18 protein-coding genes are annotated in these 17372 nt (G+C 66.1%); 6 read left to right on the top strand and 12 right to left on the bottom strand.

What is annotated here, in order from left to right; all coding sequences use genetic code 11:
* Positions 1-67: 67 nt before the first annotated feature.
* The 3 genes from BMI91_RS18510 to BMI91_RS19915 all read right to left on the bottom strand — a co-directional run bounded on the left by BMI91_RS18510 (position 68) and on the right by BMI91_RS19915 (position 2211).
* A complete protein-coding gene (locus BMI91_RS18510) occupies positions 68-655 on the bottom strand; it encodes a hypothetical protein (protein WP_078606196.1) in 588 nt (195 codons plus the stop codon).
* On the bottom strand, positions 652-1623 hold the full coding sequence (cobS, locus tag BMI91_RS18505; protein ID WP_078542657.1) for a cobaltochelatase subunit CobS: 972 nt from the start codon (positions 1621-1623) through the stop codon (positions 652-654). The genes BMI91_RS18510 and cobS overlap by 4 nt, the downstream gene beginning before the upstream one ends.
* Before the next feature lie 84 nt (positions 1624-1707).
* Positions 1708-2211: a hypothetical protein gene (locus BMI91_RS19915; RefSeq protein ID WP_146684158.1), complete on the bottom strand. Its 504-nt coding sequence runs from the start codon at positions 2209-2211 to the stop codon at positions 1708-1710.
* A gap of 457 nt (positions 2212-2668) precedes the next feature.
* Here BMI91_RS19915 and BMI91_RS18495 point away from each other — a divergent pair, with 457 nt between their 5' ends.
* From BMI91_RS18495 to BMI91_RS18485, 3 genes are all read left to right on the top strand, one after another.
* Positions 2669-3067 carry a DUF4177 domain-containing protein gene (locus BMI91_RS18495; RefSeq protein ID WP_078571686.1) on the top strand — a complete coding sequence of 133 codons (399 nt, stop codon included), beginning with the start codon at positions 2669-2671 and terminating at the stop codon, positions 3065-3067.
* A gap of 278 nt (positions 3068-3345) precedes the next feature.
* On the top strand, positions 3346-3966 hold the full coding sequence (locus BMI91_RS18490) for a DnaJ domain-containing protein (RefSeq protein WP_078522979.1): 621 nt from the start codon (positions 3346-3348) through the stop codon (positions 3964-3966).
* A 241-nt stretch (positions 3967-4207) separates the two neighbouring features.
* Complete coding sequence (locus BMI91_RS18485; protein ID WP_078606194.1) at positions 4208-5332, top strand: PQQ-dependent sugar dehydrogenase; 1125 nt, start codon at positions 4208-4210, stop codon at positions 5330-5332.
* 106 nt (positions 5333-5438) lie between these two features.
* Here BMI91_RS18485 and BMI91_RS18480 read toward each other — a convergent pair whose 3' ends face one another.
* The 4 genes from BMI91_RS18480 to BMI91_RS18465 form a co-directional block, all read right to left on the bottom strand.
* Positions 5439-6305, bottom strand: a complete 867-nt coding sequence (locus BMI91_RS18480; RefSeq protein WP_244176685.1) for an ABC transporter permease subunit — start codon at positions 6303-6305, stop codon at positions 5439-5441.
* On the bottom strand, positions 6302-7087 hold the full coding sequence (locus tag BMI91_RS18475) for a taurine ABC transporter ATP-binding protein (protein ID WP_078571688.1): 786 nt from the start codon (positions 7085-7087) through the stop codon (positions 6302-6304). Before BMI91_RS18475 ends, BMI91_RS18480 begins: the two co-directional genes overlap by 4 nt.
* Before the next feature lie 78 nt (positions 7088-7165).
* Positions 7166-8164 (bottom strand): taurine ABC transporter substrate-binding protein, encoded by a 999-nt coding sequence (gene tauA, locus BMI91_RS18470; RefSeq protein ID WP_078606193.1) that lies wholly within the window; start codon positions 8162-8164, stop codon positions 7166-7168.
* A 93-nt stretch (positions 8165-8257) separates the two neighbouring features.
* A complete protein-coding gene (locus tag BMI91_RS18465) occupies positions 8258-9631 on the bottom strand; it encodes an aminotransferase family protein (protein ID WP_078606192.1) in 1374 nt (457 codons plus the stop codon).
* Between the two features lie 254 nt (positions 9632-9885).
* On the opposite strand from BMI91_RS18465, the gene BMI91_RS18460 reads away from it, so the two are divergent.
* Together BMI91_RS18460 and BMI91_RS18455 are read left to right on the top strand one after the other, a co-directional pair.
* Positions 9886-11391: an aminotransferase-like domain-containing protein gene (locus tag BMI91_RS18460; RefSeq protein WP_078606191.1), complete on the top strand. Its 1506-nt coding sequence runs from the start codon at positions 9886-9888 to the stop codon at positions 11389-11391.
* Positions 11392-11421: 30 nt separating this feature from the next.
* The gene (locus BMI91_RS18455) at positions 11422-12162 is read left to right on the top strand and encodes a sulfite exporter TauE/SafE family protein (protein WP_078542767.1); all 741 of its coding nucleotides are present in this window, start codon (positions 11422-11424) and stop codon (positions 12160-12162) included.
* Between the two features lie 16 nt (positions 12163-12178).
* On the opposite strand, the gene BMI91_RS18450 is transcribed toward BMI91_RS18455, so the two are convergent.
* Complete coding sequence (locus tag BMI91_RS18450; RefSeq protein WP_078606190.1) at positions 12179-12931, bottom strand: SDR family oxidoreductase; 753 nt, start codon at positions 12929-12931, stop codon at positions 12179-12181.
* 351 nt (positions 12932-13282) lie between these two features.
* Here BMI91_RS18450 and BMI91_RS18445 point away from each other — a divergent pair, with 351 nt between their 5' ends.
* Entirely contained in the window at positions 13283-14110 is an 828-nt protein-coding gene (locus tag BMI91_RS18445; RefSeq protein ID WP_078606189.1) for a DUF6544 family protein, read from the top strand.
* A 17-nt stretch (positions 14111-14127) separates the two neighbouring features.
* Here the strand turns inward: BMI91_RS18445 and BMI91_RS18440 are convergent, their stop codons facing one another.
* The 4 genes from BMI91_RS18440 to BMI91_RS18425 all read right to left on the bottom strand — a co-directional run bounded on the left by BMI91_RS18440 (position 14128) and on the right by BMI91_RS18425 (position 17365).
* Positions 14128-14961: a CPBP family intramembrane glutamic endopeptidase gene (locus BMI91_RS18440; RefSeq protein WP_078606188.1), complete on the bottom strand. Its 834-nt coding sequence runs from the start codon at positions 14959-14961 to the stop codon at positions 14128-14130.
* A 109-nt stretch (positions 14962-15070) separates the two neighbouring features.
* Positions 15071-15406, bottom strand: coding sequence for a DnaJ family domain-containing protein (locus BMI91_RS18435; protein ID WP_078522970.1), 336 nt, complete (start codon positions 15404-15406; stop codon positions 15071-15073).
* A 121-nt stretch (positions 15407-15527) separates the two neighbouring features.
* Positions 15528-16307: a heme ABC transporter ATP-binding protein gene (locus tag BMI91_RS18430; protein WP_078606187.1), complete on the bottom strand. Its 780-nt coding sequence runs from the start codon at positions 16305-16307 to the stop codon at positions 15528-15530.
* Positions 16308-16309: 2 nt separating this feature from the next.
* Positions 16310-17365, bottom strand: a complete 1056-nt coding sequence (locus tag BMI91_RS18425; RefSeq protein ID WP_078606306.1) for a FecCD family ABC transporter permease — start codon at positions 17363-17365, stop codon at positions 16310-16312.
* Between the last annotated feature and the right edge of the window lie 7 nt (positions 17366-17372).

Here is a 17372-nt window from a genome sequence, read left to right as displayed (position 1 = left end):
AGTAGAGTAACGAGTTTGCCCGGCCCCCGCGCCGGGCGTTTTTATGCGCGCCTCGAGGGGGCTGCGATTACTGAAACAGCCCTGTGCAGATCATCGGCATCCAGTCCGCGTGCAACGTGCTCAGCGGGAAGGCCCGGCGATCCTGCGAGCCCTTCGCGGTCTGGCCGCGCCGCGTCATGATGTAATCGCCATTGAGCAGGTTCACGTCGCAGGTGCCGGTATCCTCGGGATCGATCCGGTCGTAATAGCGGTAGCTGTAGCCCGAGACGACGAAGCCGCCATTGCGCCACGCGATGGAATAGGCGCTTTCCCAAGGGGTGCGCCCGATCCCGATCTGTTCGGAATGCAGCTTGAACGCGCTGTCGGAAAGCGGCTCGAGCGAGGGCGTCTGCCCGCCCATCTGGCCCGAAAAGACCACCCGTTCGATCGTCATCTCGCGTTTCAGCCCGAAGGTCGGGTCACCAAGATAGATCACCAGATCGGCCGCATCCGCGCCGTTCTGCACCAGCATCGCCGCATCCTGCGTGCCGTCGCCGTTCCAGTCGCCGGTGAGGGCCGCGAAAATCTCGCCATCCTTGGGCGCCTCCTGAGCTGCCGCCGCGAAGGGCAGCAACGCCGCGAGGAGCACGCCCCGGATCGCGAGGCGCGGGATCACGAGGCGATAGCCGCCGCCGATTCCGGCAGTTCCTCGTCGAAGAGGCGCTGGTAGAACTCGGCCACGGTCTGGCGCTCCAGCTCGTCGCATTTGTTGAGGAAGCTCAGGCGGAACGCATAGCCGATATTGCCGAAGATGCGCGCGTTTTGCGCCCAGGCGATCACCGTGCGCGGCGACATCACCGTCGAAAGATCGCCATTCATGAAGGCGGTCCGGCTGAGATCGGCAACGGTCACCATCTGGCTGATCGTCTTGCGCCCGGCCTCGGTATTGTATTGCGGGTTCTTCGACAGAACGATCGCGACCTCGGCGTCATGGCTGAGATAGTTCAGCGTCGAGACCAGCGACCAGCGGTCCATCTGACCTTGGTTGATCTGCTGGGTGCCGTGGTAGAGGCCCGTCGTGTCGCCCAGACCCACCGTGTTCGAGGTCGCGAACAGGCGGAAATAGGGGTTCGGCGTGATGACTTCGTTCTGGTCGAGCAGCGTCAGTTTGCCGTCGGCCTCCAGCACACGCTGGATCACGAACATCACGTCGGCGCGGCCCGCATCGTATTCGTCGAAAACGATGGCGGTCGGGTTGCGCAGCGCCCAGGGCAGGATGCCCTCGTGGAACACGGTGACCTGCTTGCCATCGACCAGCTTGATCGCATCCTTGCCGATCAGGTCGATCCGGCTGACGTGGCTGTCGAGATTGACGCGCACACAGGGCCAGTTCAGGCGGGCGGCGACTTGCTCGATATGGGTCGATTTGCCGGTGCCGTGATAGCCCTGGATCATCACGCGGCGATTGTAGGCAAAGCCCGCGAGGATCGCCATCGTGGTGTCGGGGTCGAATTTGTAGGTGGAGTCGATCTCCGGCACGCGGTCGGTGCGCTCTGCAAACCCTTTGACCTTCATGTCGGAATCGAGGCCGAACACCTCGCGCAGGTCGATTTCTTCAGTGGGCTTGGCGGTCTGGTCGAGCATCGCGGACGTCCTTTCGTGGTTGGGTCGATTTGTGAACCATCGCGCGCAGGCGTGCAAGAGGTGCGATTGTCCCAGTGACAACGATCAGGCCCGGCGCATCTCCATATCGCAAATCCGGTCATAGCGTGCGCGCCCGCGCCAGCGCAGCCAGAACCAGTCATACCACCAGCCCATCGCGAGGATGAGCGCCAGCGGAATGATGAGGAACGGGGCGAAAGACCCGGCTATGGCTGCGGCAACGCGGTCCATGACTGCAACCGTTCCCGCGAGATTGGCTGTTTGCAGGGGCAGGAGCAGCAACTCCACCACGGCTCCGATCACGAAGGGCGCGAGTTTGAGCGCCTCTCGCAGATAGAACCGCCGCCCCGGACCATGCAGCCGCAATCCCAGCGCCGCCTCGCCCGGGCTGCGCTTGCCGCGCTGATGCCTGTAGCCCAGCAAACCGATATAGAGCGCGAGGATCAGCGGCGAGACCGGCCAGACTGTCACGATCCGCGTGGCACTGTCGTCAAGCGCAACCGTGAGCCGTTTTCTTTGCGTCATGTTGCCCTTGCGCGTCACGTCATAGACCAGGGTTATCGAATTCATTGCATTCAGACCGAATGAACTGATGCGACACAGGCTGAACCCGGCGATATCGTGCCCGTCGAGGGCCGCGCGGACAGGGGCGGGGATCGTCGGCAGTTCGCGCCCGGCTTTAGCATAGGCCTCTGTAAGTTGCGGAGGAGCCGGATCGGGAAGGGTTTGACAGCTGGAAATCTTGACGCCAAAGGGGGCGCTCCACAGCCCCGTCCAACGTAGCGGGATGCTGATCACAAGTAGAAGAAGCATCACTAAGATCATGTCGATCAGGAAAGCGCCAAGGCGGCGAAAGAAAAAACGAGGCTGCATCTCTATGCTTTTAAGGAAAAAAATAATTCGGGACCCTAGGGATGAAAGGTGTCTCGTGTCAACGTTGGATCGGCCCGTTCCCGCCGCCGTGCGGTCCTTTGAGTTGACCCTTTCCCGCCTTTCGCTAGAAAGACGCGAAAGCTTGAGGTGCATCATGCAGCATTACGAATACAAGGTCATCCCGGCGCCTGCGCGCGGCGACAAGGAGCGCGGCCTGAAATCCGGCGCGGACCGCTTCGCCCATGCGCTCTCGGGCGTGATGAACGAGATGGCCACGCGCGGCTGGGAATACCTGCGCGCAGAGACCCTGCCCGCGGAAGAGCGTACCGGCCTCACCGGCAAATCGACGGTTTATCACAACCTGCTCGTCTTCCGCCGTCCCACCAGCGCCGATCCGGCGCGTGCGGTCGGTGCGCATCCCGATCCCGAGGATGCGGCCAATGACGAGGATGCGCCCGAGGCCAAGCGCCGCGCGCTTCTCGCCGATGCGCCCGAGGGCCGCGCGCCGAAACTGCGCGCCAACCGCGACGGGGCTGCCAAAGACGAAGACTGACGCGGGGCAGGGGCGTTGCCACGGCGGCGTTCCGAAAGTGGGTGCCGTCCGTCCTGAGCTTCCAGCTGCAAGACATGCCGCGCGCCGCATCTCGGCGTGCCGGTTGCGTTGCCGTCGGGGCGACCCGGTCCGCCCCTTGATCCGCGCAATTAGCGGCCCCATTTCCGCCCGACCCCCTTTCAACATCTGTCATTTCCAGTAGACTGCGTGACCCGACTCGGAGGCAGGCCTCAAACGCCGCCCCGAAGTGGCATTCGGGCAGCAGGCAAGAGGCAAGCATGAGCAACAGCGATCCTTTCGGCTTCAACATTTCGGCCGCGGCGGACAAGAAGCGCCGCTCGCGTGGCAGGCGCGGCATGTCGGGGGCGTTCGAGACCTCGACCCGGATCTGCGACAAGGAAGGCTGCAACGAGCCGGGCAAGTACCGCGCGCCGAAAAGCCCGAAAATCCTCGATGACTACTACTGGTTCTGCAAGGACCACGTCCGCGAGTACAATCTGAACTGGAACTATTTCCAGGGTCAGTCCGAGGAGGAATTCCAGGCCTTCCTCGACAATGCGACCGTCTGGGAGCGGCCGACCAAGCCCTTCAGCAAGGCCAAGGAAGAGGCCGGCTGGGCGCGTCACGGGATCTCGGACCCGCATGAGATCCTCGGCGACAACGCCACGAAGAACCCCGGCCGGACGATGGGCCGCAAGCTGCCGCCGACCGAACGTCGCGCGCTCGATATTCTCGAGGCGAAGGACTCGATGACCAAGGCCGAGGTCCGCAAGTGCTACAAGGCGCTGATCAAGGTGCTGCACCCGGATATGAACGGCGGCGACCGCTCTCAGGAAGAGATGCTGCAAGAGGTCGTCTGGGCCTGGGATCAGCTGAAGGACAGCCGCAACTTCAAGTGACGGTAGGGGGCTCTGCCCCCGTCTCCGGAGGGCGACAAATCTTATCTTAAGGAATTGGGGGCTCTGCCCCCCGCGCTAACGCGCGTCCCCCGGGATATTTGCGCAAGAGCGAAGACGCCTTTTTACATGTCTTCGCTCTTTTGAAATATCCCGGGGTGAATGCCGCAGGCAGAGGGGCAGCGCCCCTTAGACCCCTTCCACTCGCGCGCCCCCGCCCCATCTCTAGGGGAGGAGGTGCTTCATGAACCCGTTTCCAAGTCTGCGCGCTGCTCTGGCGCTCGCCCTGACGATCCCCGTTCTCTCGAGCCTCGGCCTCGCGCCACTCGTCACCCCTGCCGCCGCGCAGAACGTGGGCGAGAAACCCGCGAGCCGCGATCTGCCTTTCGTGCTCAAGCCGATCGCGCAGCTGGAAAACCCCTGGGCCATCGCGCCCTTGCCCGACAGTTCGGTTCTGGTGACCGGCAAGGCGGGCAAGATGTGGCATGTCACGGGCGGCGGCGCGCAGGCGATCAGCGGGCTGCCGGAGGTGCAATATAGCGGTCAGAACGGGCTGCTCGACGTCGCTGTCCCGCCCGATTTCTCGGACACGCGCGAGGTCTATATCACTTATGTCGCGCCGGATAACGCGCTGCATCTGGCGCGGGGCGTGCTGGACGGCAGCAAGCTCACGCAGCTGAAGACGATATGGCAGCAGACGCCGGGCGGGCGTGGCCAGCCCGGTGGGATCGTGGCGTTCGGCCCCGACGGGATGCTCTACCTCACCGTGGGCGACCGGATGCAGCCCGACACCGCGCAGGACCCCGACAATCCGCGCGGCAAGATCCTGCGCCTGACCCGCGACGGCCAGCCCGCGCCCGGCAATCCCCATGAAGGGGCGGGTGGGGTGCGCGCCGAGACCTGGACCGAGGGGCACCGCAACCAATACGGCCTCGCCTTCACGCCCGACGGCAAGCTCTGGGAGCATGAGATGGGGCCGCGCGGCGGCGACGAGCTGAACCTGATCGAGAAGGGCAAGAATTACGGCTGGAACGCGGTCTCGAACGGGCGGCACTATTCCGGTCAGCCGATCCCCGATCACGACACGCGGCCCGACTTCGCTGCGCCGAAGCTTTGGTGGACGCCGGTGATCGCGCCGGCGGGGCTCGCGGTCTATGAGGGGCGCGACTTTCCCGACTGGCAGGGCGATATGCTGATCGGCGGGCTTGCGGGCAACGGGCTCGCGCTGATCGCGGGCGACGGCTCGGATCAGATCGCGCGCTGGGATTTGCAGATGCGGGTGCGCGACGTGGCCGTGGGGCCCAAGGGCGAGGTCTGGATCATCGAGGATGCGGGCGAGGGTGCGCTCTATCAGCTGCTGCCGAAGTGATCTTCCGAAATGCATAAATGACAACGGCGGCGCGCACCTTTCAGCACGTGACCGCCGCCTTGGACAAAGGCCGGGCGGATCATGCCCGGCCTCTCGCGTTGCGGGCTTACATCCGGCCCTTCCACGGCACGACCTTCTTCTCCACCCAGCGCATCGCCAGATCGAAACACCACGCGATGCCGCCGATAAGGAAGATACCCACCAGCACGGTCGAGGTTTGCAGGAACTGGCTGGCCGAGAGGACCATGTAGCCCAGCCCCATCGTCGCCGCGACCATCTCGGCGGCGACCAGCGTCGTCCAACCGAAGCCCACGCCGATCCGCATCGCGGTCAGGATTTCCGGCAGCGCCGAGGGCAGCACCACTTCGCGCAGCACCTGCGCGCGGCTCGCCCCCAGCGAATAGGCGGCATGGATCTGCTCGATCGCGACCGAGCGGACGCCTGCACGCGCCCCAAGCGCCATCGGGGCCAGCACCGACAGGAAGATCAGCAACACTTTCGACGTCTCGCCGATGCCGAACCAGATGATCATCAGCGGCAGATAGGCCAGCGGCGGGATCGGACGGTAGAACTCGAGGAAGGGATCGAACAGCCCGCGCATCACCGGGCTCATCCCCATCGCCAGACCCAGCGGAATTCCGATGATGCAGGCCAGCGCGAAGGCGGCGAAGACACGGCCTGCGGAGACGAGGATATGCTCCCAGAGCGGCACGCCGGTGAAGCCGGTCGAGATCAGTCCGAAGAGCTTCTGCACGACCGCCACGGGTGAGGGCAGGAACAGCGGCGCGATCAGGCCGGAGGCGGTCACGATCTGCCACAGGCCCAGCACCATCAGAACGGCCACGACCGAGATCTTGATCGTGTTGCCTTCGCCCGGCACGCCATAGGTCTGGCCGGGTTTGGTGGGGGCTTGGCGGAAAATGCGTTTGATCATCGGGGCGGGGCGGCTGTCATCTTGGATATCCATGGTCATGCGGCCTTCTCCTCGTCTGCGAAGATGATGCCGAGAATGGTCTCGCGCATCGCGATGAATTCGGGGGATGCCTTCACGTCGCGGGCGCTTTCGCCTGCGAGGAAACGGCGCGAGAAGGGCAGGTCGAAGCGATGCGTGATCCGGCCCGGACGAGGCGACATCACGATCAGCTTGGAGCCCATGAAGAGCGCTTCCTCGACCGAGTGGGTGATCAGGAAGACCGATTTGCCCTGCGCTTCCCAGATTTTCAGGATCAGTTCCTGCGCGCGTTCGCGGGTCAGCGCATCGAGCGCGCCGAGCGGTTCGTCCATCAGCAGGATGCGCGGATCGGCAGTGAGCGCCCGGCCGATGCCCACGCGTTGCTGCATCCCGCCCGAGAGCATGTAGACGGGGCTGTCCTCGAACCCCTCGAGGCCCAGCACGGTCAGGAATTCGCGGGCGACCTTGTAGCGTTCGGCCTTGGCGACGCCCTGCAGCTTCAGCCCGAAGGCGAGGTTGTCGAGCACGTTCATCCACGGCATCAGCGCGTGTTTCTGGAACACCACGGCGCGGTCCTGGCCGGGGCCGGTCACGGGGGCGCCGTCGAGTTTGATCTGGCCCGAACTCGGCGCGAGGAACCCCGCGATCAGGTTCAGGAGGGTCGATTTCCCGCAACCCGAGGCGCCGAGGGCGACCACGAATTCGCCCGGCTCGATGGTCAGCTCGACATTGCGAAGGGCTTCGACCGGCTCGGATTTGTCACGGGCGGGGTAGAGTACGGAGGCGCGGCGGATTTCAAGCATCTGGGCTTCCTTTCCGGGGCGGAGCTGGGGAATGGGAAACGCCCGGCCAGATCTCTGGCCGGGCGCTGGGGCGTGTCTTTATTCGCCCATTGCGTCTTGCAGCGGCTTGAGCGTGATGAACTGCGAGTAGTCATCGGCCACCGAGTCGATCCGGCCCGCTTCCTTCAGGAATTCGGCGGTCGATTTGATCGCAGGCGCCATCGCACCACCCAGCCAGTCGGAGCCGACCTGATCGGCGGGCTTGAGGAAGGTGTAGCCACCGAGAATGCCCGGAACCTGTGCTGCGTCCGCACCGGTATTCGTGGCGATCTCTTTCACCTCGTCGCTGTCGGCGGTCCAGGCGTCCTTGTTGTCGATATAGGCTGCGTCGGCAGCTGCAGTGACCTTCACGAAGCCTGCGACGGCTTCCGGGTTTTCCTCGGCCCACTGGCTGTTGACGACCCAGCCGTCAAAGGTCGGGTAGCCCCATTTCGCGGTCTCGTCCGCGCCCATAATGCGGGTGCCCGATTTCAGCAGCTGCGACTGCACCGGGTCCCAGATCCATGCGGCGTCGATGGCGTTCTGCTCCCACGCGGCGGCGATCTGATCGGGCGACATCGACAGGATGGTCAGGTCGCTTTCCGAGATGCCCTCATGCTTGAGCGCGCCGGTGAGCGAGAAATGCGCGGTCGAGCCGACCGGCACGGCCACGCGCTTGCCCTTGAGGTCGGCCAGCGACGAAATCCCCGAGCCGTCATGCGCGATCAGGCTCTCGGCCTGACCGATCACGTCGCCGATCATGAACAGCTTGATCGGAACGCCTTGGCTGGCCGCGATGGCGAAGGGCGAGGAGCCGAGCGCTGCGAGCTTAACGTCGCCCGAGGCCATCGCGGCGATCACGTCGGTGCCCGAGGCGAATTTGCGCCACTCGACATCGTAGCCCATCGCCTTTGCATAGTCCTCGGTCTTCACCTTGGTCATCATCGGGATCGGCGTCCCGAAATTGCCGATGATCAGCGTTTCGGCCGAGGCCGCCGTGGCCATCGGCAGCAGGCCGATCAGCGCGAGCGTCGCGTAACGGGCGGTTTTCTTGAACATGTCTATCCTCGTCTGTTGGTTGAGCGGGCCGTTTGCGGCCTCTTTCGGGGAGGGGCCGGGGCGGTTGCCCGCCCGGGCCAGTGTTGATCCGTGTCAGGCGCTGAGCTTGGCCAGCGCGCGGTCGATCGTCTCGGTGATCCGGGTGATCTCGGACGGGCCGACAATCAGCGCGGGGCTCAGACACAGCGTGTTGTTGAAGCCTTTGAACGAGCGCGAGGTCTTGCCGATGATCACGCCTTCCGCGTCGCAGGCACCGACCACACCTTCGACGAGCTTCTCGTCGAGCGGCTCTTTCGTGGCGCGATCCGCGACCAGTTCCAGCCCGCAGAACAGGCCCTTGCCGCGCACATCGCCCACGACGGCGTGCTTGTCCTTCAGCTCCATCAGGCGGTCCATCAGCAGGTCGCCCATCGCGTTGGTGTTCGCGAGCAGGTTCTCGTCCTCGATGATGCGCATGTTCTCCAGCGCCGCCGCCGGGCCTGCTGTGCAGCCGCCGAAGGTGGAGATATCGCGGAAATAGCTCATCGGATCGTCGGGATCGGAGCGGAATTTCTCGAACACCTCCTCGGTGGTGATCAGGCACGAAATCGCGGCATAGCCCGAAGCCAGACCCTTCGCGGTGGTCACGAAATCGGGCTTGATGCCGTAATGCTGGTAGCCGAACCACTCGCCGGTGCGGCCCATGCCGCAGACGACCTCGTCCATATGGATCAGGATGTCGTATTTGGTGCAGATTTCCTGCACGCGCTCCCAATAGCCCGCGGGCGGGGTGATGACGCCGCCGCCTGCGGTGATCGGCTCGAGGCAGATCGCGCCCACGGTGTCGGGGCCTTCGCGCAGGATGACCTCTTCGATCGCGTTCGCGGCGCGCAGGCCGTAATCTTCGTCATCCCATTGCGCGCGATATTCGAGGCAATGCGGCACGGCGACGAACCCGTCGGGGAAGGGGCCATACTGGTCGCGGCGCTGTTCCTGACCGCAGGCCGCCATCGCGCCCAGCGAGGTGCCATGGTAGTCGCGCTCGCGGTAGAGGATCTTCCACTTCTTGCCGCCATGATGCTTATGGGCGATCTGGCGCACCATCTTGAAGGCCTTCTCATTCGCCTCGGAGCCCGAGTTCGCGAAGAAGACGCGGCTCAGGCCCGGCGTCTTCTCGACCAGACGGGCGGCGAATTGCGCCGCCGGGATCGTGCCCGCCGAGCCCGCGAAGTAGTTCATCTTCAGAAGCTGATCGCGCACGGCATTGGCGATGCTCTCGCGGCCATAGCCGACATTGACCGTCCACACGCCGCCCGAGACCGCATCGAGATAGTCGCGACCATTCTGGTCCCAGACCGTCATGCCCTTGCCCTCGACAAGAATGCGCGGATCGCGGTGGTCCAGGGCTGCGTGCTGGAACAGGTGGTGCCAGACATGGGCGCGGTCGGCTTCGACCGTGGCGCTGATATCGTTGAACTGACCGTCCATCGGGGTTTCCCTTTCCTTTGGGTTCGGCGCCAGTCAAGCATTGCGGCAGCGCAGCATGTGAGGGCCAGGGCGCCAATTCCGATGGGGCCAGATTTCGGCATCGATGTATTTCGGGCAGAGGTTTTAAGCCCTGAGCTGGGCAAATGACCGGAAATTGGGCGATTGCCGAAGATCGGGCGGCATCTGGCCCGCTCGACCTTGCTCTTCCATGGGGCCAGAGCGCAGATGCGAGGGCAAATTCAAGGAGCCAGATCATGGATCGCTTGCCCGTCTCCATCGACCGCAACAGCCCCGAGCCGCTGCAAAGCCAGCTGCGTCAGGCGCTGATCGCGGCGATTCATGCGGGCAAGATGGCGCCGGGGCAGAAGGTGCTGTCCTCGCGCGCGCTGGCCGAGAAGCTGGGTATCGCGCGCAACACCGCCACCGCCGTTTATGACGAGCTGGTCGCGCGCGGCTATCTCGAGGCGCAGCCGCGCCGCGGGCTGTTCGTCGCCACTCGCGGACAGGGGAAGGGCCAGAGCGTCGCGGGCGCCTCCGTGGTCGATTGGAAAGCGCGCATCGGGGTGACCCCGTCGCAGCTCAACCATATCCGCAAGCCGCTGAACTGGCAGGACTATCCCTATCCGTTCATCTTCGGGCAGGTCGATCCGCGGCTGTTCCCGCTCAACGCGTGGCGCAATTCTTCGCGCGATACATTGGGGCGGGCCTCGCTCGACTGGTGGGCGGCGGATCGCGCGGTCGATGACGATCCGATGCTGATCGAACAGATCCGCACCCGCATCCTGCCCGAGCGCGGCATCTATGCGCGGCCCGAGGAGATCCTGATCACGCTCGGCGCGCAGGAGGGGTTCTACCTGCTCGCGCAGCTTCTGGCGGGGGCGGGCAAGCGCGTGGGCTGCGAGATGCCGGGCTACCCGGATTCGCGCTTCATCTTCGAGATGTCCGGCGCGCAGAGCGTGCCGCTGCCGATCGACGAGAAAGGTGCGCGGATCGCCTCGGGGCAGGGGCTCGATCTGGCGCTGCTGACACCGGGCGCGCATTGCCCCTCGATGGTGATGATGCCGGGGCCGCGCCGCGACGAGATCCTCGCGCGGGCCTCGCAGGACGATTTCCTGATCATCGAGGACGACTATGAGGGCGAGGTCGCCTTCGCCCGCGAACCGGCGCTGAAATCGCGCGACCGGGACGGGCGGGTGATCTATCTCGGCACGCTTTCGAAGACGCTCGCGCCGGGGGTGCGCCTGGGCTTTCTGGTGGCCCCCGAGCCGCTGGTGAAAGAGGCGCGCTGGCTGCGGCGGCTGGTGCATCGCTCGGTCCCGCTCAACAACCAGCGCACGGCCGCGATTTTTCTGGCCGAGGGGCATTACCTGTCGCTGCTGCGCAAGCTGCGCGCGGCCCATGCCGACCGCTGGTATCGCGTGATGGAGCATCTGCCCGATCTGCTGCCCGGTTTCCGTGCGCCCGATCCGTGTCATGGCGGCTCGTCGGTCTGGCTGGAGCTGCCCGAAGGTGTCGACGGGCGCGAATTGATCGCGGCGGCGGGGGCGGAAGGCATCTTGCTGGAAAACGGTGATCCTTTCGTGGCCCCTGAACAGGCGGGGCGCTTCATCCGGCTTGGCCTGTCGCTGATCGAGACCGAAGCCATCGTGCCGGGGATGCGTCTCTTGGGCGAGATCGCGGCGCGGCTGGCGCAAGAGGGCGTCTCTGGCCCCAACGAAAATGCCGCTCTGGACCAATCGGGCGCGCAGGCGGCGAGCTAGGGCGAGAGAAAGACCCTGACGGAGCCGATGATGTTCGACGCCACGACCCTCTATGTGATCCTCGCCGTGGCCTATGCGGCGGTGCTGCGCGGCATGGCGGGATTCGGCTTCGCGATTGCTGCTGTGCCTATCCTGTCGCTGTTCATCCCGCCTCTGGAGGCGGTCGCGATGGCGGTTCTGTTGCAGGTGGTCGTGGGGCTGCACGATCTGGTCAAGCTGCGCGGGGCCGTCCATCGGCCCTCGCTGCTGCGGCTCTGTGCCGGGTCGCTGATCGGCACGCCGCTGGGGATCTGGGCGCTCAGTGCGCTCAGCCCCGATGCCGCACGGATGGCGATTGCGGTGCTGGTGCTGGGAGGGCTCGCGATGCTGCTGCGCTACAAGCCCGCGGCGCCGCAGCCGCATTCGGGGCTGGCGCTGCTGGCGGGTGTGGCCTCGGGCGCGTTCTCAGGTCTGGCCGCGATGCCCGGACCTCCGGCTGTGGTCTATTACCTCGGCGCAGGCACGCCGCCTGCACAGACGCGGGCCTCGTTGCTGCTGTTCTTCTTCGTGGCTTCGGTGATCGCGGTGCCGGGGCTGTGGCTCGCAGGTGCGATTGACGGGGAGGTGCTCTGGCTGACCGCGATTTCCGTGCCGCCGATGGCGCTGGGCACCTGGGCGGGCACGGCGGCCTTCGCGCGGCTCGATCATGCGCAATACCGCAAGATCGCGATCGGGGTGATGGCGATCTCGGCGGTGCTGGCAGGGTGGCGGGGCCTCTCGGTCTATCTGTGATCGGCCCCGCGTAACTTCAGTCGCGGTGGATCTGGAACGGCGCCCAGCTCTGGCTCACCGGCATGATCTCGATCGAATTGATATTCACATGTGCGGGCAGGGCGGCCACCCAGTAGATGCTCTCGGCGATATCCTCGGGCTGCAGCGGATCGGCCCCTGCATAGAGCTTGTCATAGGCCGCCTTGTCGCCCCCGGTGCGCACGAGGGTGAATTCGCTCTCCGACAGGCCCGGCTCGATCGAGGTCACGCGCACGCCGGTGCCCGACAGGTCCGAGCGCAGCCCGAGCGAGAACTGCTGCACGAAGGCTTTCGTGCCGCCATAGACATTGCCGCCCGGATAGGGCCAGTTCGCCGCGATCGAGGCGAGGTTCACGATCAACCCCCGGCGCGCAATCAGCCGATCCAGCGTGAGCCGCGTCATCACTGCGAGCCCGGTGATATTGGTGTCGATCATCGCGCGCCAGTCATCCAGATCGCAGTCCTGCGCAGGCGCGGTGCCGCGCGCGAGGCCCGCATTGTTGATCAGCGCGTCGATCTGCGCGAAGCCTTCGGGCAGGCTGTCGAGCGCTGCACGCGTCGCCGCCTCGTCGCGGATGTCGAAGCACAGCGGATGCGCGACCTCCGGTCCGCCGAGCGCCTCGACCAGCGCGTCGAGCCGTTCCTGACGGCGCCCGGTCACGATGACCTTCCAGCCCTCATGGGCGAAACGGCGGGCGATGGCGTCGCCGAACCCTGCGGTGGCTCCGGTGATGAGGGCGGTTTTAGTCATAAAGGGGCCTTCCTGTCTTGCTGCCTGTCGGGCCGCGCATCTCGGCACGGCGGTCGCGGCCAGTCTGTCTTCGTGGTCTGCCGGTGCGACAGGGCCAGTCGGGGATTTCCCATGGGGCCAGTCCTGCGCGCCCGCGCACCGCTTGCCGCGGCACGATAGGGGCAGGGGGCCGGAACTGCAATTTCACTGGCGCGTGACTGCGACTGTGTGATCCGCGTGGTGGCGGTCCGTTCTCGGGAGGCGGGGCTGCCGAACGGATCGAAGCGCACCGCGCTAGTGTGCTATCCTCAAGTTCGGGACGGCGCGCAATTGGCGCCTCGCGGATCGGACATGGAAAGGGAGAGACGCTGCATGGCTCTTTGGGTTCTGGCCATTGTCGCCATCGGGCTTTTCGGTCTGTTCGCAAGGCGACGTCTCGACCTGCGGGCAGATCGGGCCGAGATGGCGCGCCTGAGTGCATTTCAGCCCACCGATCCGCCGCGCTTCTCCGCCGATATGGTCGCCGATCTTCCCGAGCCCGCGCGCCGGTTTTTCACCTTCGCCATCGCGGAAGGAACGCCGCTCTACACCGTCGCCCGGCTGAAGATGCAGGGGCAGTTCGGCATGGGTGACAAATCCGCCCCCGGCTACATGCCGATGCGCGCCACGCAGGTGCTCGCCGCGCCGCACGGCTTCGTCTGGGCGATGTCGGGCGAGTCCGGCGGGATGCGTCTCAGCGGCTCCGACAGCGCCAAATGGACCCGGTTCTGGATCGCGGGGCTCGCCCCCGTGGCCCGGTTCGGCGGCAGCGCGGATCACAAACGCTCCGCCTTCGGGCGCTACGTGGCCGAGGCGGTGTTCTGGACGCCCGCCGCCGTGCTGCCGGGCCCGAATGTGACGTGGGAGCCGATCTCGACGAACATCGCCCGGATGACGATGCGCCATAACGGGCTGGAGCAGGCGGTCGATCTCACCGTCGCCGCGGATGGCCGCCCTGAGCAGGTCAGCTTCCAGCGTTGGAGCAATGCGAACCCGCAAAAGCGCCACCAGCTTCAGCCCTTCGGCGGCTTTCTCTCGGAGTTTCGCGAGGTCGAGGGCTTCCGCTTGCCGACCCATGTGAAGGCGGGGAACAACTTCGAGAGTGAGGCCTATTTCCCGTTTTACATCGCCGATGTCACCGACATCCGCTTTCCCAGGTGACGGCGCCTACCCGTGCCTCATAACCGCGCTTCACCGGGGATCACTTCGGTCACGGCGCCTTCGCGCGTGAACATCATGTCGCGCTTCCACCAGACGACGATCGCGGCGACGCCCACCAGAATCCACGTGTCCCAAGGCTGCGCATCCGGCCAGAACGGATTGATGAGCTGCCAGTGGAACAGCATCGGCAACAGCAGGCTGCCGCGCGTCGCGTTGAAGATCGGCGTGACCAGAACCGCGAGGGTGATGTTGCCGATGAAGAAGGGCAGGAAGCTCCATTGCGCGAAGACCACCCCGGCGAGGTAGAAGGCGGGCAGGTGCCAGACGCCCCAGATCGCGCCGATTAGCACGCCCGCCCAGAACGGGGCGACATGGCGCTGCAACAGCGGTTGCGCGACGCCGCGCCAGCCGAACTCTTCGATCGGGCCGAGAAGTAGCATCATGAACATCACGCTGACCATCGCGCCCACGCCCTCGGGTGGCATCGGCGCAAGCAGGGGGCCGCCCTTGATCAGCGAGCCCGCCATGAAGACGAGCGGGATCACGAGCAGGATGAAGCCCCACCACGGCGCGGGGCAGCGCCAGATCAGAAGGCGCGACAGGAACCGGCGCAAGCCGCCTAGTCCCGCGGTGGTTTCAACCACCGTGAAAGCCGCGATGGCCGGGGCCCAGGTGGCCAGAAAGAAGAGCGGATGCGCGCCGCTGACCTGGCCGAACCGCGCGGCCATGGCGTCAGGCCAGAAGATGTAGCTGCCGATCACGCCCCAGGTGATCGCGAAGGTCAGCGCGAGAAAGGCAAGCAGGGCGCGCGCCGTGGATTTCGGGGTACGGTATTCGCGCGCGACAGACATTGGGTTGGCCTTGGAGCGTGACGTCAGGAAACGCGTCACCGTCGCCGCTTTTCGCGCGGGTTTCCTTGTTCTGGGTCAACCGGGTCGATCCTCGGACGCCCACGACAGGCTAAGGGGCCATGAAGCGCCGCCGCGCCTCTACCGCGATGTTATAGCGCTGCTCCAGATCGGCGATCAGCGCCATCGCGACGCGCTTGGCATCGTCGCCCTCGGCCTCCCGGTAGCTCTCTTTGGCGGCCTCCAGCAGCTTCTTGAGCTTGAACTCCTCGGGCAGCGCGCCGGCTTCGGCCATGATGCGCGACGCCACGGCCGTCGCCATATCGGTGAACGCCTCGCCCGAGCGATCCGGGAGCGGTTTGCCCTCGCCGGAAAGCCCGCTCAACTGTCCCTCCGCGAGGGCCTTCTGGATTTGCCGCTCGACGAGGCGGTTCAAGGATTGGGTCATGCGACGGTCCTGCCTGTTCCGGCGCCGCGAGAAGTGCGGCACTGCCGCGAGCATAGCGCGCTTGTGGCGATGCGAACACTCAGACTTCTGTGCGAAACCTGTGAAAGGACGGTGCGCGGGCTCAGGCCGGTCGCGCGAATTGCGGCAGAACCCAAAGACCGTCCGAGGCCGCCGCGCCGACCTGCAACTCGCATCCATAGGTGCGACTGAGGACCGGCCCGCGCATCACCGCCTCGGGCGACCCATGCGCCTCGATCCGGCCTTCGCGCATCAGCACCATCTCGTCGGCGAGCTGCGCCGAGAGGTTGAGGTCATGCATCACCGCGACCACGCCGCCGCCCGCATCGGCGAAGCGCCGCAGGATCGCCATCACCTCGAGCTGATGCGCGATATCGAGGCTCGCGACCGGCTCGTCGACCAGAAGCCAGCGCGGCCCCGCATGGCTGACCGGCTGCCAGACCTGCGCCCGCACCCGCGCCAGATGGGCGCGGGCCTGCTGGCCGCCCGAAAGCGACTGGATCGGGCGATGGGCCAGATCGCTCAGCCCGACCTCGGCCAAAGCGGCGGACACGATTTCGGGGTGACCCGCCTCGATCCCGGCATGCAGCCCCATCCCCACGACCTCGGCCACGGTGAAAGGAAAGGCGACGCTGTTCGATTGCTCCAGCACGGCGCGCAGCGCGGCCAGACGCCAGGCGGGCGTCTGCGCGATCTCATGGCCTTGCAGAGTGATCCGCCCGCGATAGGGCAGCGCCCCCGAGGCCGCTTGCACCAACGTCGACTTGCCCGAGCCATTCGGGCCGAGGATCACCGTCACCGCGCCCGGTTTGGCGGTCAGCGAGAGGCCCTGCAACACGTCGCTACGCCCCCGCGCGACATACAGGTCGGAAATCTCCAGCATAGTCAGACCCCTCCCAATCCCTGACGGCGGATCAGGATCCACAAGAAGATCGGCGCGCCCAGAATGGCGGTGACGATCCCGATGGGCAGTTCCGCAGGCGCGACCACCAGCCGCGCGATCAGATCGGCCAGCACCAGAAGCGCCGCGCCGAGGAGGGCGGCATCCACCAGCAGCGTCTTGTGATCCGGCCCGCCCGCGATGCGCAGCAGATGCGGCACCACGATGCCCACGAAGCCGATCCCCCCCACCATCGCGACCGCCGCCCCCGCCAGCGCCGCGACGCCGATCACCGCGCGATGCTTGAGCCGCTCGATATCGTGGCCCATATGCGCCGCCGTCGCCTCGCCCAGTGCCAGCGCGTTCAGTCCGCGCGCAAGCCGCGGGATCAGGATCAGCGCAGGCCCGATCAGCAGCCCGCCGACCAGCAGCTTCATGTCGCTCGCGCCTGCCAGCGAGCCCATGCCCCAGAAGGTCAGGTCGCGCAGCTGCGTGTCATCGGCGAGGTAGGTCAGAATGCCGGTCAGCGCGCCCGCCAGCGCGGCCAGCGCGATCCCCGCCAGAAGCAGCGTCGCGATGGAGACTTGGCCGCCCCGGCTCGCAACCCGATAGAGCAGGAGCGTGGCCGTCCACGCCCCGCCGAAGGCCGCGACCGGCACCAGCCATGTGCCGAAAAAGGCGGCGATGGCGGCGGGGAGAAATCCGCTCAGCACGATCATCGCGACGGCGCCGAGGCCCGCACCTGCGCCGACGCCGATGATACCGGGATCGGCGAGCGGGTTGCGAAACAGCCCCTGCATCACCGCGCCCGCCACCGCGAGCGCCGCCCCGACCATCAACCCCATGACCAGCCGCGGCAGCCGGATATCGAGCAGCACGACGCGGTCGCGGGTCGAGATTTCTTCGCCGGTCAGCCATTGGCCCAGCACCTGCGGCAGCGAGACCCCCGCAGCCCCGGTCCCGAGCGACAGGGCCGCCGCGATCACCAGCAGCGCGATCAGCCCGAGCCGCAGCGGCGGGCAGGGTCGGCGCATGGCGTCGGGCAGGGCGAGGGAGGTCATCGCCATC

Source organism: Thioclava sediminum (genome assembly GCF_002020355.1).
Taxonomy (GTDB): Bacteria; Pseudomonadota; Alphaproteobacteria; order Rhodobacterales; family Rhodobacteraceae; genus Thioclava; species Thioclava sediminum.
Note: the sequence above shows the minus strand (reverse complement) of the source record. Positions and strands in the feature narration are given on the sequence as shown.